This window comes from Akkermansiaceae bacterium (assembly GCA_017798145.1).
Classification (GTDB): Bacteria; Verrucomicrobiota; Verrucomicrobiia; order Verrucomicrobiales; family Akkermansiaceae; genus Luteolibacter.
Window position 1 is genome coordinate 432,575 of sequence record CP059069.1, and the last position, 14,534, is coordinate 447,108.

A 14,534-nucleotide genomic window follows, 5' to 3' on the forward strand; every position below is an offset into this window, starting at 1 on the left:
CGGACTTTCCCCGGATGCGTGCCTGGGATCACGGCGATCCTTGACGTTTCGTCAGGCCTGAAGCCAGCTTGGCGGCCATCCTTGGAAACAGCAGGAAATGAAATGGAAGGACGGCATACCAGTAGGCCCGCCCGAGCAATCCCCGGGGGCGGAATGTCGCGGTCTGGATGAGTTTTCCCCCGGTGATTTCGAAATCCAGCCACGCCTCCCCGGGAAGCCTCATTTCCGCGGAAAGGATGAGGCGAGCCGGGCTTGCAGCACCTCCCTTGTCCGCGAGAACGACTCGCCAGAAATCGAGCGCATCGCCCGGAAAGAGCTCATCGGGGTGCCGCCTTCCGCGCCGGACGCCGATCCCGCCGACCATCCGATCCATGATGCCGCGCACCCGCCACGCCCAGTTCATGGACGGCCAGCCGTTTTTCCCGCCGATCGCCCATACCGAGCGAATCACCTCATCGCGATCCGCCCCCAGTGCGATTTCCTGCCTGTCCCGCAGCACGCCATGCTCCGGCACCTTGATCGCACGGAGGAATTCCGGGTTGAGCCGCCCCGAGGAAAGCGAATCGATCCAGGATGAAGGCACGCGGTTCTGTGCGATCCTCGCAAATGCCATGGCGATCGCCTGTTTGTAGGTGAGCCTCTCCTGGGGGATCATCCCGAGGATGCGGTTGTCCCGGCAGATGGTCTCGTTGGACAGCGATCCGATGAGGGATTTCGCCAGTGGCATGGTGGTCGATGTCACGAAATGCAGCCAGTGGGCTGAGAGCCGGGGAGTTAGTAGCGGCACGGGAATCACCAAGCGTTTCAGCCCGCGCGCTTCCGCGTATTGCCCCAGCAGTTCGCGGTAGGTCAGAACTTCCGGGCCGCCGATATCCAACTCCTCGCCGATCGTCCCCCCGCTTTCCAAACAACCTGTCAGGTAAGCGATTACGTTGCGTATCGCCACTGGCTGGCACCTCGTTTTCGTCCACTTCGGAGTGATCATGACTGGCAGTTTTTCCACCAGGTCGCGGACGATCTCGAACGATGCCGAGCCGGAACCCACGATGATCGAAGCCCGTAAGGTGGTGACCGGTATGGCTCCCGAGCGCAGGACACGGTTCACGTTTTCACGCGATTCCAAATGATCCGAAAGCCCGCCCTCGGGAACGAGTCCGCCGAGGTAGATGATGCGCTGGCAAGGGCGGAACGACACCCATTGGAGGAAATTTTGCGCACAGGCGTTTTCCCTTTCCTCAAAGCCATCGCCGGCACCCATCGAGTGGAGCAGGTAATACGCGGCCGCCATGCCGTCGGGGAGGTCGGGCAGCGTTTCCGGCTTCAGCATGTCCCCTTCGAGAAGTTGCAGGCGCCCATCGTCCATGAAGGGCGTGAACTGGGCCATGGGAAACCTGCCCTTGTCCCGAACCAAGCCGATCACCGTGTGCCCCGCATCAAGGAGTGCGGGCAAGAGCCTCAATCCGATGTAGCCGTTCGCACCTGTTAGGAGGATCTTCAAGAACACATCCTAGGCCCGTCCCGCCACAACGCAAGAAGGGGCGGCTTCAAGCCGCCCCTTCCGTCCCATTTCTCATGAAAAGGAACAATCAGCCGGGAACATCCATCGCGGCATACTCGCCGTCCTTTCTGCGGTAGATGATCGTGAGGCAGTCGCGGCGCGCGCTCTTGTAGAGAACGAAGGGGCGGTCGGAGAGCTCCAGTTCCATGATCGCATCCTCCTTGAACATCGTCTTCACCGCATACTTGTCCGGGAAAACGATGAACGGCTCGGGATCCTCCACGGACTCCTCCGGGTGATCCATCGCATCCTCATTGAAATGCCTCTCCTCCAGGTAGCGGATCGACTCGTTGCGATGCGGCCGGCTTTTCTTGAGGAGCCGGGTCTTGTGCTTCCTCATGCGGCGGGCGATTTTTTCAATCGTCTCGTCCAGGGCGACATACATGTCCCTACCCTCGGTGTGCGCCTCGATGGTGATGTGGTTCGTGCAAAAAAGGATGATCTCGGCGATGTGCCGGTTTTTCTGGACGTCCAGGATCGCCTTCGCCTCGATGATTTTCGGATAATCGAGGTGCAATCCCTCGATTTTTTTCCTGGCATATTCACGGAGGGAATCGGTCACGGTTTCGTGCCTCACCGTCACGGTGATGGGCAGATTGACGTTTGCAGTTTGCATGGTTCGTTTTGGTTTATTGGTTCGGGTGTTGGGAATGGCTGATTGTGCCGTTCCCATCGGCGAATATGCGCCGGATTCCTCCGGATGGCATCCCTAAAGTTCAACAAAGGCGTTTTTTTCCCTGCGGGAATTCAGACAAAAAACCGCAACGGCGGCTCACCCGCGCCGGAACTCACTTCGCGGCGTCGCCCCGTATCCTGCGCTTCACCTCCGCGAGGAAATCGCCGCTGCCCTCCAGCGCATCCGCCACCGCACGAATCACCTCCAGGGTCGGCCGGGAAACATGGTGCTCCATGCCCTCGACATCGCGGTAGATCGTTTCCTCCTCCAGCCCGAAGAGCCGCAGGAAGCGGGTCAAGGTCTCATGTCTCTCGACGATCGCACCCGCGATCCTCCGACCATGCTCGGTCAGCACGGTGCCCCGGTATTTCTCATGCTTCACCAGCCCCTCGAGATCCAGCTTGCGGAGCATGTTCGTGACGCTCGCCTGGGAGATCCCGAGATTCGATGAGATATCAACCGCCCGCGCGTAGCCCTTGTCCTCGATCAGATGCAGGATCTGCTCGAGGTAATCGTCCATCGCCACCGATCCGCTGGTCCGCCCCGAACTGGATTTAGTCATCTGCCCCATCCTCTCCGCCGCCGCCGCGCTTTTCAAGAACCGATGCTTTCCCATAGAGATCCTTGTTCGACGCTTGGAATTCCGCCTTCAGCCTGACTTTCAGCCCCGAAAGATCCACCAGCCGGTAGCCGAGGAATTCCCAGTCGCCGTCGTTCCCGTCATGCTCAATGCCGATGAGCAGGTGAGTCGCATCCTCCGTGATTTTGAGGGTCGTGTCCTTCGGCTCGAAATAGAAAGTCCTCAGGCTGCTTGCCACCGAGCCGCGCTCCATCAGCTTCGGGTCGAGATAATAGACATCCCCTGTCGCGTCATCGGAGATCCTGAGATCCGGATAGCCCGAGCGCTGCGCCGTTCCCTCCCTCGTATGCGGTATGCCGCATGAAATGCCCTCCATGGCATCCAGGCCTTCCAGCAAGCCATCCTCGAAAAACCTCGAGCCCTCGTTGATGCGCCGCAGCCCCTTCACCGGCGAGTCCACCGCGTTCATTTTCACGATCAGCCCATCCATCACATCCTGGATGGCAGCAACGACCCTCCCGGCAGAAGCCCTGCCCTTCGCCGGCATCATCCTCTTTCCGGAAACGGCCTCCACCACCACCGTGAAATCGAACTCCCGGTGCGAAAGATCCTCCCTGAGCAAGCCTTTCACCAGTGCGACATCCGCCTCCCTCGCTTTCCTATCCTCTCCTTTCTCCCGCAGCCGTCCCTGCATCTCCCACTTGGCCAAGGCCGGCGTCTTGGGCTCGCGCGTCGCCACAAACGCAATCAGCCCCACCAGCAACACGCCAAAAACCACCTTCAAAGCCCGCCTTTTCATCTTGCCTGGAGTTTGCGATTTCAGCTCAGCGCCTTCCGCAGCCGGTACCATGCACCGGTGTTCGGCACCACCAGCGCCCACAGCGGCAGATCCTCAAGACCATAGCGCCTCACCATCCACTCCAGCAGCACCAGGCTCGCCACCGCATCGAAAAGCGCATCGTGCCAGTCCCTGCCAGGCACCAGCTCCCTCACCTTGTCCGCCACCCCGATCTCCTCGCAGAGCACCCCCAGCGAATGTTTCTTCTGCTCCGGCATCGCCGCCCTCGCCAGCAACAGCGTATCCACCCAGGGATCGAACGGATTTCCCGGGAACTTCCTGAGGAAACGCTTTTCCGTCCCCTTCGCATGGGCCACCGGCACCGCCCCGTCTCCCAAGCGCCCGTTCACCTCCGGCCACAGCGAAAGCAGACTCGGTGCCCCTGCAAGATGGCTTTCCTCAATCCCGTGGATTTTCTTCGCATACCAATCCACCTCCCCTTCCTGCTCAAGGAAAGACACGTAAAAATTATCATAGCCTCGCTCCAGCGACCACGTCCCCATCCCGATCTGCACCGGCCAATCCTCCTTGCCGCGCTGCGCCCCCGCCCCCTCGAAGTCGATCCCTGCAAACACAACATCCCGCACCTTTCTCTGATCCTTCACACCCCCATTTTCCCCACCCCGGGGAATTCCACAACTCCCGATTCCATCTTTGGCACTGGCAAGCTCACCTTATTGACTGGGGTTGACCAAAACCGTTTCCTGCATACAGATACGCCCCATGCAGCAAGACGAATCAAAACCGCAGGACGAAATCCCCGCCACCCCGGAGGAAAGCGAGCCCACGGATCAAGCCCAGGAACCGACTCAGGAACTCGATCCATGGGAACAGCTTGAGGCGGAAGCCGCAAAGTGGAAGGAGCTAGCACTCCGCACCGCCGCCGAGATGGACAACCTTCGCAAACGCACCGCCCGTGATCGCGAGGAAGCAATCCGCTACGCAAACCAGCGCCTTTTGGAAGATCTGCTCCCGGTCATCGATAACTTCGAGATGGGCATGCTGGCCGCAGCTCAGGACACATCCTCGATGATCTACATCGGCATGGATATGGTTCGCAAACAGCTCAACGATTTCCTCGCCTCCCAGGGTGTCGAGGAAATCAAGGCCGAGGGTCCCTTCGACGCGAACCTTCATGACGCCGTCTCCCAGGAGGCCTCCGTGCTCCCCGAGGGCGAGATCATCCGCACCACCCGCCGCGGTTTCAAGATCCGCGACCGCCTCCTCCGTCCCGCCAGCGTCGTCGTCTCCGCACCGCCGGAAGCATAAGCCGGGACTCCCCAGGATTTAGAATTCAAGACTTAGAGTTTCATGCCCCGCGACTACTACGAAATCCTCGGTGTCTCCAAGAGCGCCGATGCCGCAGAGATCAAGAAAGCCTACCGCAAGCTCGCGGTGAAATATCACCCGGACAAAAACCCCGGCGATCACACGGCGGAGGACAAATTCAAGGAACTCGGCCAAGCCTATGAGGCGCTTTCCGATCCCGACAAGCGCGCCGCCTACGACCGCTACGGCCACGATGCCTTCTCCGGTGGCATGGGTGGCGGACGCGGCGGCTTCCACGATCCGGCTGACATTTTCTCCCAAGTATTCGGAGGTGCCTTCGGCGGCGGCTTCGAGGAATTCTTTGGCGGCGGCGGTTCGCGGAAAAAATCCGGCAAACAACGCGGATCCGATCTCCGCTACGATCTTGAAATCACCCTCGAAGAGGCGGCCAAGGGCGTGGAAAAGGAACTCGAGATCGAGCGCAACGTACCCTGCGGGAAATGCAATGCCACCGGCTCAAAAGGCTCGGGCGGCGTGAAAACCTGCTCCACCTGCGGCGGGCGCGGAGTGGTCGGCAGGCAGGCGGGCATTTTCATCCAGCAATCCACCTGCCCGGAATGCCGCGGAGCCGGAGAGACCGTGTCCGATCCCTGCGGCGACTGCCGCGGCGAGGGTCGGATAGAGCGCGAGACCCGCATCAAACTCCGCATCCCTCCTGGCGTCGATACCGGCGTCCGCCTCCGCTCCACCGGCAACGGCGATGCCGGGGTGCGCGGCGGCGCCACGGGGGATCTCTACGCCTTTCTCCACGTCTCCGACCACGATGTCTTCGAGCGCGAGGGCACCACCCTGTTCTGCGATGTCCCCCTCAACTTCAGCACCGCAGCACTCGGCGGCGAGCTCAAGGTGCCGACCCTCGACGGCCAGTCATCCATCAAGATCCCTGCGGGAACCCAAGGCGGCACCACCTTCCGCGTCCGTGAAAAAGGCATGCCAGCCCTCTCCGGCGGCGCAAGGGGCGATCTCAACGTCACAGTCCAGGTGGAGGTGCCCACAAAGCTCAACAAGGAACAACAGGAAAAACTCCGCGCCTTCTCCGAGTCCATAGGCCAGCACAACTCCCCCGTCCACCAGGGCTTCCTCGAGAAAGCAAAACGCTTCTTCGATCTCTGAGAGGCACCGCTCCACCCGCCCCATAGCGGCAAATCGGCCAAGCCGTTCTTGCAATCCGCCCGCACACGGCGATTCTCATGCCCATGCGCAACGCCAGTCCGCTCATCCTAGCCCTCATCCTCGCCGCCACCGCCATATTCCTATCCATTCGGGGAAAGGTGGACCAAACCGCAGACGCAAACCCAAAGCCCTCCCCGGCACAGGCCGCCGCTGAAAACCTTGCCCCACCCAAAAACACCAGCGACATCCCCGCCGATCCCTCCGCCGTTTTCGGCACCCTCGACAACGGGCTCGATTACGTGATCCTGCCCAACTCCGAGCCTCCCAACCGCGTCTCCATCCGCCTCCATATCGCAGCAGGATCGCTCATGGAGTCGGAAGACCAGCGCGGCCTCGCCCACTTCCTGGAGCACATGGTCTTCAACGGCACAAAGCGCTTCAAGGATGCCAACCAACTCATCCGCCAGATGCAGACACGCGGCATCGCCTTCGGCGCACATGTCAATGCATACACCTCATTCGACGAAACCGTTTACATGCTCGATCTGCCGGATCTCAAGGACGACACCATGGATCTCTGCTTCGGCATCATGCGCGATTTCGGCGACGGGGCGCTCCTAAGCGAGGAGGAAATCGATGCCGAGCGAGGCGTCATCCTTTCCGAAAAACGATCCCGCGATTCCGTCGGATACCGGATGATGCAGAAGCAATTCGACACACTCCTGCCCGGTTCGCTCATCCCGAAACGCTTCCCCATCGGCGTAGAGGAAGTCATCGAAAACGCGCCCCGCGAGCGCTTCCAGGATTTCTACTCGAAATACTATGTCCCGCAACGCATGACATTCGTCGTCGTCGGAAACATCGATGCCGCGGAGATCCAGGAGAGGATCAAGGACACATTCGGCTCCATGGAGAATCCGGAAAGCCCCGGCTCCAAGCCGGATCTAGGCACAATCACGGTCCCCGCAGGCACCGAGGCCCACGTCTTCTCCGATCCCGAGCTCGACTCCACCGATCTCTCCCTCCTCCTCGTCCGCCCCTACGCGAAACAGCCGGACACCATCGCAACCCGCTCCGCGAAACTCCCCATCTCCATCGCGAATTTCATCCTCGACCGCCGCTTCGAGCGCATTTCGAAACAGGAGAACTCACCCATCTCATCCGGTAGCGCATCGAAGTCCGTGCTCTTCAACGAACTCGAGCTCGGCTCCATTTCCGCCGTCGCTGCCGACGACCGCTGGCAGGAAGCCCTGCCCGTCCTTGAACAGGAATTCCGTCGCGCCATAGAGCACGGCTTCACCGAGGCGGAGCTTGCCGAGGCCAAGGCGAACATCCTCAACTCCTACCGGGAAGCGGTGAAACGGAAGGAGTCCCGCAAGTCCGAAGCGCTCGCAACCGCCATCGCCGGAGCGGTCAACGACGGAACCGTTTTCTCAACCCCGGAAACGGATCTCAAGCTCACCGAGAAAGCGCTCGACGGCATCACCACCGGAATGGTTCACGACTCCTTCGTCGCCTTCTGGAAAGCCCCCGGCTACCACCTCGTCCTCTCCACCAAGCAAGCCCCCGGGGACGGCACGGAATCACTCTCCTCCATCTATCGGGAATCCGCCGCAACCGATGTCACCCCCCCTGCCGAACGTGAGATCGTGCCCTTCGCTTACACCGATTTCGGAAAGCCCGGAACCATCTCGGAGACCACGCAAGTCGAGGATCTGGACATCACCCAGCTCGTCCTCTCAAACAACATCCGCGTCAATCTCAAGAAAACCGAGTTCGAGAAAAACCGCATCCGCATGTTTGCCCGCATCGGCTCCGGGAAACTCTCCCAACCCGGGGACAAGCCCATGCTCGACGCCTTCGCCCAGTCCATCTACGACGGCGGCGGCCTCGGCAAGCACTCCAACGACGAGCTATCCGAAATCCTGGCCGGCCGCAACGTTTCCGTCGGCATGGGTATCGGCGAGGATGCCTTCACCCTTTCCGGCACCACAACCCCGGACGACCAGCTGCTGCAGCTCCAGCTCATGGTCGCTTCCCTCACCGACCCCGGCTATCGCACTGAGGCGCTATGGCAGTTCCAGAAAGCCATCCCAGTCCTCTTCCAAAACCTCAAACACACACCCTCCGGACCATCCAAGGAAATGGACGCATGGCTCCATGGGGGCGATTTCCGCTACACCCTCCCCACCCAGGTGCAGCTCTCCGGCTACACCATCGACGAAGTGAAATCATGGCTCACCCCTGAGCTTGAAAAGGGCTACCTCGAGCTCTCCATCGTAGGTGATTTCGACCGGGAGCAACTCATCGCAGACCTGCTCGCCACCATCGGCACCCTGCCGGAGCGCAGCGCCGCACCGGCAGCCGAAACCACCAACCCACGCACCATCGCTTTCCCGGAAGCCCCTGCGGAAAAATCATTCTCCTACGAATCCAAGATCCCGCAGGCCGTCGCCACCGGCATCTGGAAAACCGATGGGATGCGCGGAAATATTCCTGAGTTCCGCCGCCTCAACGTCCTCTCCGATATCTTCGGCGACCGCCTCCGCGAGGAAATCCGCGAGAAGCTCGGCGCCTCCTACTCACCCAATGCCGGAGCCTCCGGCGACGATGCCCTCGATGGCTTCGGATACCTCATCGCCCAAGCCGTCGGCAAGCCGGATGACATCCCTCTCCTCCTCTCCACCATGGAATCCATCGCCGCCGAACTCGCCGAAAACGGAGCCACCGCCGACGAGCTTTCCCGCGCCCTTGCCCCCACCCTCTCCTCCCTCGAGAAAACACTGCGAGACAATTCCTACTGGCTCGGAACCGTCCTCTCCCAGTCCCAGGCCGACCCCGGCCGCCTCGACCTCGCCCGCTCTCGCGACGCCGACTACAGATCCATCACCCTCGAAGAGATCAACGCCATCGCCAAAAAGTATTTCCAGAAGGAGAACCTCATCAAGGCATCCATCCTGCCCAAGGAATAACTCCTTCTGTCCCTTTGAAATCGAATTTTGAAAGTTGAATGCTAAGGCTCCCCTTCCGCACCCGAGTCTGGCGAGGCGCCGCCGGTGAATTTGCAGGCTCCGGCACCGGTGCCTCCATGGACTTCCAGGATCACCGCGCCTACGCCCCGGGTGACGACCCGCGCCACATCAACTGGAACGCCTACGCCCGCACCGGCCAGTATTCGATGAAACTTTTCCGCGAGGAAATACGTCCCATTGTCGATCTCATCCTGGATGCCTCCGCTTCCATGTTCTTCTCCCCGGAAAAGGAAAAGCGCACCAGCGAGCTGCTCAGTTTTCTGACGGATTCATCGCTGGCGGCCGGAGCCAGCGTCCGCATCCACGCCATCGCCGGCGACGCACAGCTCGCCATCGATCCCATGTCCCTCCGCGCCAACCGCTGGCAGGCCGACGTCAAGGCTCTCGCCCCCACCGATCCCTCAGCACCGCCGGAAATCCACCGCCTGCCGCTCCGCTCCAGCGCCCTCCGCGTCCTCCTCTCAGACCTCCTGTTCCCCGCCGATCCCAATCCGGTCCTGCGCACCCTCTCCCAGCGCCAGGGCACGCCCATCCTCTTCTGCCCCTACACCGCCGCCGAGTCCGATCCGGCATGGTCCGGCAACTACGATTTCATCGACGCGGAGCGGAACACCCGCCACCCCCACCGCATCGAGGCCGCCACACTGCGCCGCTACCGCGAGGCCTACACCGGACATTTCAATCTCTGGAAGGAAGCGGCGCTGCGCCATCAGGCACCCTTCGCCCGCATTCCCGCAGAGCTCGATCTCATCCCCGCCCTCTATGCCCACGCCCTCCCTACGAAAGCCGTGGAGCCGACAAAGTGAAAGCTGGATGGCCGCTCCGGCGCGGCCAAGCCTGATCGGAAAAGCCAGCGCCCCCAATCCCCCTACCTCTTCATCGAGTCCCTCATCTCCATGATCAGGCCTGCGTTTTCCAGCTGCCCGAGGCGCTGGAAAGACGAGATCATGTTGTTGAGCATCCGGAACAGGATGTCACCCAGCCCCGCGCTTTTCGCCAGCGCCCGGCGCTGTTCCGCCCCGAGGTCGTTGCCGGGGTCGGTCAGGACTTTCTGCGAATGGATGCGCCCGCCATCAAAGCAATCGACGATCAGCGGGTAGCCGTCCTCATGGATGCGGCAGAGGAAATGGCCGGGGAAAGGGATGCCCTCAATCTCCAGACCCAGCCTCTGGCCGACCATCATGAAGGTTACGCAGAGGCCTATGGGATTGGAAACGCCCTCCGCGATGCACCATGCGAGATCCGAATTGCGGGGGTCATGGTAATCCTTGCGGTTCGGCCTCATGCGCCCCTGCTCGAAGAGGAAGACGCGAAGGTCGTTGGGGCCAAGCGCGGTGTGTTCCTGCGCCTCTTCCGCGAGGAGATCGAGGGCATCGGAAAGCGGCTGCCGCAGGGAAATGCCATCGTGCAGGAAATCGGAAAGCAAGCGGAGCTGGCTCTCGAAGAGTTCCCAATCCCCGCCAAGCGCCGCGCTTCCGGAGCCAGGGGTGAGCCATTCCTCGCGCAGGATGCGCCGTCGCGCGGGCATGAGCAGGTCGCTGAGGATCAGCTTCTCCGGCGCATTGAGGCCGCTGGCGATTTCAGGGAGGATCTCGCTGATATCCCCGCCCACCGCGGCGAGCCTGCCGGTTACGACCGCACGGACTTCCGGCGTGTCGTCATCGAGAAGGCGCAGCAGGGCGGATAGCTCCGCAGGGCTTGGGGGCGATGAATTCACGCCGCAATGAAAGCCCCACCCTGCCCGAATATCAAGCGAATGGCCGCAAAAAGGGATTTCAAAAGCCCGTGCCGGGACAGCCCAGCCGTTCTCGAATTCACACATCATACGGATCAATATCTCGACAGCGCCAGCCCAGCAATCCACCCTCCCGCAGCCCCATGTCGAACGTCCCACGCTGGCTGCCTCCGCTCATCGCCCTCGCCTTGGGATTGCTGGCTGCCGCCTTTCTGGTGCCGGCGGAACGGGCGGCTGTCGCCGAGCAGTTCTTCGGATTTCCGGACTCGGACATCCTCACCAACAGCCTGCGCCCGTGGATCATGGCGCTGATCTGCCTGATGCCGGCCATCGCAGTCACCGCATACAGCCTCGGCAACACCTTCGACCGCTACCTCGCACGGCAGTTTGCGGCGATTTTCCTGATCTGCCTGGCCGCGCTTTTCGGAATCTGGCTGCTGCTGGATCTGGATGACAACTTCAGGGACTTCCATGGCAGCAAGAACCTTGCCGCATCGGTGCTGTATTTCTACCTCCACCGCCTGCCTGCCATCCTGCTGGTGCTGCTTCCCTACGCCCTGCTGCTGGCGCTCATCCAGGGCTTGGGGAAATTTTCCAAGTCCAACGAGATCATCGCCATGATCCAGGGCGGGGCTGGCATCGTCCGAGTTTCCTCCCCTCTCATCTTCGCCGGGCTTTGGTGCAGCGTGCTGCTGCTGGCGCTCAATTTCCAATGGGCGCCCCATGCGGAAGGCAGCCGCTCGGAAATGATCGCTCGCGCCAAGGGTTTGCCGATCTACCAGGCGCAGAATGTCCTCTTCCGGGATCCGGATTCGCACCGGCTGTGGATGGTCGGCGCATTCCCGGAAAACTATCTGAGCGGAGGCGCTCTCCAGGATGTCGAGGTCACGACCCTGCGTCCGGACATGTCCCTGAAGACAAGGATGACCTCGCCGCTGGCGAAGTGGGACAGGCTATCGCGCAAATGGACATTCGAGAAGCCTTTGGTGGCGAGCTTCGAGCAGGGTCAATCGCCCGCCTTCGTGCAGATGGACGAACCGCTGGTGAAAGGGACATGGAAGGAAACTCCCTCCCAGATCATCAAGCCCGGCCTGAGCGTGGAATATCTGGGCATCCCGGAGCTGAGCACATGGCTAGCCTCCCCCCTGGCAAACCAGGCCGTATCCAACCGCCCTTCCTACCTGACCCACTGGCACTACCGCTGGGCGCTGCCTTTCACATGCCTTGTCACCGTGATCCTCGCGGCACCACTCTCCATCCACTTTGCGCGGAGGGGCAGCGGCAGCGGCATTTTCCTCGCCGTGGTGCTCTCGGTTCTGATGCTCTTTTCCTCCAGCGTGGCCTTATCCCTCGGAGAGGCAGGCATCATCGCCCCGGCGCTGGCCGCATGGCTGCCTAACATCATTTTCGCCTCCATCGGGCTATGGCTTTACCAACGGCGCGTTTCAGGCAGACCCATCTACCAATCCTTCAAGCGCCTCCTTTCCGTCAACAACTGATCCCAACCACAGCGACATGGCACTCAACGAAACATGGCATCTCCGCAGCAGGAGCCGCGAATGCTCCGCCACCGGCACGGCCTTCACGGAAGGCCAGCCCATCATCACCGCGATTTTCCCCGACCCGGAATCCTCCGGCTATCTGCGCAAGGATTTTTGCGAGGAGGCCTGGAATGGGCGGGCGGAGGATGAGGAGCAGCCATTCTCCTCCTGGAAAACGAAATTCCTCCCATCCGTCGTGCATGAGGACACCCGGGCCGTCACCAAGCAAAGCGCCGAGGAACTCCTGCGCAGCCTCGTGGAAGAGGACCAAGATCACACCGAAAACACCCGCTACATCCTTGCTGTGATGCTTGAGCGGCAAAAGCTCCTGCGGGAGACCGACACGCAACCTACCAGCGGCGGCATCCTGCGCATCTACGAGCACCGCAAGACCGGCGAGGTCTTCATCGTCAAGGATCCCAACATCCCCCTCGACGAGGTGGAGAAAGTCCAGGAAGAGGTCTTCGCGCTGCTCTCCCCCCAGCCCGTAGCGGAGCCGGTCAACACCGAGAAAACGGAACAGGCAGAGGAACCGCCGCCGCAAGCACCTTGAGCCATTTCTTCCTCGCAGCCGTTTCCGAAAACGATACCGTAAAGACAACGACCATGCCACGCCTGACCATCACCAAGACGCCGAAATGCTACGTCGGCGGTGCTTTCATTCGCTCCGAAAGCAACCGCACCTACGAAATCGCTGATTGCGATGGCCGGTTTTTCGCCAACGTCCCGCTATGCACCCGCAAGGATGTCCGCAATGCCGTCGAGGCCGCCGCCAAGGCCGGGCCGGGCTGGGCGAAGCGATCCGGATACAACCGCGGCCAGATCCTCTACCGCATGGCTGAGATGCTCGAAGCCCGTTCCGGGGAGCTGGTTGAGTCACATTTCCCCAAAGAGGCCGCCGCAAGAAATCAGGCCGCCGCGGAGGTGTCAGCCGCCATCGACCGCATCATCCATTATGCGGGATGGACCGACAAATACGAATCCCTCCTCGGCAGCGTCAATCCGGTCGCCTCCCCGCATTTCAATTTCTCCGTCACCGAGCCGATGGGAATCGTCGCCGTCGCAGCCCCGGAGGACGCACCGCTGCTTGGATTGCTTTCGATGGTCCTGCCCGTGATCGCCAGCGGAAATGCCGTGGTTGCCCTGGCCTCGGAGAGCAAGCCCTACCCCGCGATCCTGCTTGGCGAGATGCTGGCCACCAGCGATCTGCCCGGTGGTGTGATCAACCTCCTTACCGGGAAAAACGAGGACATCCTGCCGACTTTCGCGAGCCACGAGCACATTCGTGGCATTTCCGCTTTTTCCAGCCCGCAGGAAAGGAAAACCCTACAGTCCGGCGCAGCGGAATCGGTCAAGCGCACCCAGCTCATCCCTTCCGAAAAACCATACGACTGGTTTTCGGAATCAGCCCAAGGGCTCTACCACATCCGCGATTTCGTGGAACTCAAGACCACCTGGCACCCGGTTGGGTGAAGCCTCCACTCAGGCACGGCTGCACAACGGCATAGGCACGGTGACAACCTGCATCCCCGCGGCTTGAGCCGCCGCCACGCCTGGGGGCGCATCCTCGATCACCAGGCATTTCTCCGGCGCCACACCCAGCAGTTCTGCAGCCTTGAGGAAAATGTCAGGAGCCGGCTTGCCATTCGGAACATCGTCCGCCGTGACAACCTCGTCGAACCAATCGGAGCACTCCAACAGCCGCAGGGTCTTCTCCACCACATAACGGGAACCGCCGGAAGCCACGGCCAATGGCATTTTCCCCGTCAGGGATCTGGCGAAATCCGCCACCTCATCGATGAACTCAACGAGATGCAGCTTCTTCAGAAACGCATCGCGCTTCGCAAGCGCGATCGCTTCGGGATCCAGTTTGAGACCATACTCGCTGTTGAGATCAACCACGATGTCCCGAGTCGGCCTGCCACCCATGGCGAAGAACACATCCTCGCGGAAAACCCCGCCCGCGCCATAAAAGGCCAGCGCCTCGCACCATGCATCGAAGTGGGCCGGCATCGAGTCCACCAGCGTCCCGTCACAGTCGAAGATCACCGCCTCAAAACCGTGCTTCGGAAATTCGATTGCTCCTGCGCTTGCCATGACGCCGCACGGAGTATCGGCCATCCCGCCAGTTG

At 61.2% G+C, this 14,534-nt stretch carries 14 protein-coding genes; 7 read left to right on the forward strand and 7 right to left on the reverse strand.

The features are described from left to right. Window positions 1–28 precede the first annotated feature (28 nt). The 5 genes from HZ994_01835 to HZ994_01855 all read right to left on the reverse strand — a co-directional run bounded on the left by HZ994_01835 (window position 29) and on the right by HZ994_01855 (window position 4,257). Window positions 29–1,498, reverse strand: a complete 1,470-nt coding sequence (locus tag HZ994_01835) for a DUF2867 domain-containing protein (protein ID QTN31116.1) — start codon at window positions 1,496–1,498, stop codon at window positions 29–31. A gap of 88 nt (window positions 1,499–1,586) precedes the next feature. Beyond that, the gene (gene raiA, locus HZ994_01840; protein QTN31117.1) at window positions 1,587–2,174 is read right to left on the reverse strand and encodes a ribosome-associated translation inhibitor RaiA; all 588 of its coding nucleotides are present in this window, start codon (window positions 2,172–2,174) and stop codon (window positions 1,587–1,589) included. Window positions 2,175–2,346: 172 nt separating this feature from the next. Beyond that, window positions 2,347–2,754 (reverse strand): transcriptional regulator MntR, encoded by a 408-nt coding sequence (mntR, locus tag HZ994_01845; GenBank protein ID QTN34295.1) that lies wholly within the window; start codon window positions 2,752–2,754, stop codon window positions 2,347–2,349. A gap of 34 nt (window positions 2,755–2,788) precedes the next feature. Next, window positions 2,789–3,613, reverse strand: coding sequence for a hypothetical protein (locus HZ994_01850; GenBank protein QTN31118.1), 825 nt, complete (start codon window positions 3,611–3,613; stop codon window positions 2,789–2,791). A gap of 20 nt (window positions 3,614–3,633) precedes the next feature. After that, on the reverse strand, window positions 3,634–4,257 hold the full coding sequence (locus HZ994_01855; GenBank protein ID QTN31119.1) for a 3'-5' exonuclease: 624 nt from the start codon (window positions 4,255–4,257) through the stop codon (window positions 3,634–3,636). A gap of 118 nt (window positions 4,258–4,375) precedes the next feature. Here HZ994_01855 and HZ994_01860 point away from each other — a divergent pair, with 118 nt between their 5' ends. The 4 genes from HZ994_01860 to HZ994_01875 all read left to right on the forward strand — a co-directional run bounded on the left by HZ994_01860 (window position 4,376) and on the right by HZ994_01875 (window position 9,932). Beyond that, on the forward strand, window positions 4,376–4,921 hold the full coding sequence (locus tag HZ994_01860; GenBank protein ID QTN31120.1) for a nucleotide exchange factor GrpE: 546 nt from the start codon (window positions 4,376–4,378) through the stop codon (window positions 4,919–4,921). Between the two features lie 42 nt (window positions 4,922–4,963). Next, entirely contained in the window at window positions 4,964–6,094 is a 1,131-nt protein-coding gene (dnaJ, locus tag HZ994_01865) for a molecular chaperone DnaJ (GenBank protein QTN31121.1), read from the forward strand. 83 nt (window positions 6,095–6,177) lie between these two features. Then, the gene (locus HZ994_01870; protein ID QTN31122.1) at window positions 6,178–9,066 is read left to right on the forward strand and encodes an insulinase family protein; all 2,889 of its coding nucleotides are present in this window, start codon (window positions 6,178–6,180) and stop codon (window positions 9,064–9,066) included. Between the two features lie 38 nt (window positions 9,067–9,104). Continuing rightward, window positions 9,105–9,932 carry a DUF58 domain-containing protein gene (locus tag HZ994_01875; GenBank protein ID QTN31123.1) on the forward strand — a complete coding sequence of 276 codons (828 nt, stop codon included), beginning with the start codon at window positions 9,105–9,107 and terminating at the stop codon, window positions 9,930–9,932. A gap of 62 nt (window positions 9,933–9,994) precedes the next feature. Here the strand turns inward: HZ994_01875 and HZ994_01880 are convergent, their stop codons facing one another. After that, complete coding sequence (locus HZ994_01880) at window positions 9,995–10,843, reverse strand: hypothetical protein (GenBank protein ID QTN31124.1); 849 nt, start codon at window positions 10,841–10,843, stop codon at window positions 9,995–9,997. Between the two features lie 161 nt (window positions 10,844–11,004). Between HZ994_01880 and HZ994_01885 the strand changes: the two genes are divergently transcribed. The 3 genes from HZ994_01885 to HZ994_01895 are packed head-to-tail and all read left to right on the forward strand — an operon-like array spanning window position 11,005 to window position 13,875. After that, a complete protein-coding gene (locus HZ994_01885) occupies window positions 11,005–12,360 on the forward strand; it encodes an LptF/LptG family permease (protein ID QTN31125.1) in 1,356 nt (451 codons plus the stop codon). A gap of 16 nt (window positions 12,361–12,376) precedes the next feature. Continuing rightward, window positions 12,377–12,955: a hypothetical protein gene (locus HZ994_01890; protein ID QTN31126.1), complete on the forward strand. Its 579-nt coding sequence runs from the start codon at window positions 12,377–12,379 to the stop codon at window positions 12,953–12,955. A gap of 53 nt (window positions 12,956–13,008) precedes the next feature. Then, entirely contained in the window at window positions 13,009–13,875 is an 867-nt protein-coding gene (locus tag HZ994_01895; protein QTN31127.1) for an aldehyde dehydrogenase family protein, read from the forward strand. Between the two features lie 9 nt (window positions 13,876–13,884). Here the strand turns inward: HZ994_01895 and HZ994_01900 are convergent, their stop codons facing one another. Next, window positions 13,885–14,499, reverse strand: coding sequence for an HAD family phosphatase (locus tag HZ994_01900; protein QTN34296.1), 615 nt, complete (start codon window positions 14,497–14,499; stop codon window positions 13,885–13,887). Window positions 14,500–14,534 lie beyond the last annotated feature (35 nt).

Coding starts and splice junctions, on each gene's coding strand:
- raiA (QTN31117.1), bottom strand. CDS start 2,174: ATGCAAACTGCAAACGTCAATCTGCCCATCACCGTGACGGTGAGGCAC.
- HZ994_01890 (QTN31126.1), top strand. CDS start 12,377: ATGGCACTCAACGAAACATGGCATCTCCGCAGCAGGAGCCGCGAATGC.
- HZ994_01850 (QTN31118.1), bottom strand. CDS start 3,613: ATGAAAAGGCGGGCTTTGAAGGTGGTTTTTGGCGTGTTGCTGGTGGGG.
- HZ994_01895 (QTN31127.1), top strand. CDS start 13,009: ATGCCACGCCTGACCATCACCAAGACGCCGAAATGCTACGTCGGCGGT.
- HZ994_01860 (QTN31120.1), top strand. CDS start 4,376: ATGCAGCAAGACGAATCAAAACCGCAGGACGAAATCCCCGCCACCCCG.
- HZ994_01885 (QTN31125.1), top strand. CDS start 11,005: ATGTCGAACGTCCCACGCTGGCTGCCTCCGCTCATCGCCCTCGCCTTG.
- HZ994_01875 (QTN31123.1), top strand. CDS start 9,105: ATGCTAAGGCTCCCCTTCCGCACCCGAGTCTGGCGAGGCGCCGCCGGT.
- HZ994_01900 (QTN34296.1), bottom strand. CDS start 14,499: ATGGCAAGCGCAGGAGCAATCGAATTTCCGAAGCACGGTTTTGAGGCG.
- mntR (QTN34295.1), bottom strand. CDS start 2,754: ATGGACGATTACCTCGAGCAGATCCTGCATCTGATCGAGGACAAGGGC.
- HZ994_01870 (QTN31122.1), top strand. CDS start 6,178: ATGCGCAACGCCAGTCCGCTCATCCTAGCCCTCATCCTCGCCGCCACC.
- dnaJ (QTN31121.1), top strand. CDS start 4,964: ATGCCCCGCGACTACTACGAAATCCTCGGTGTCTCCAAGAGCGCCGAT.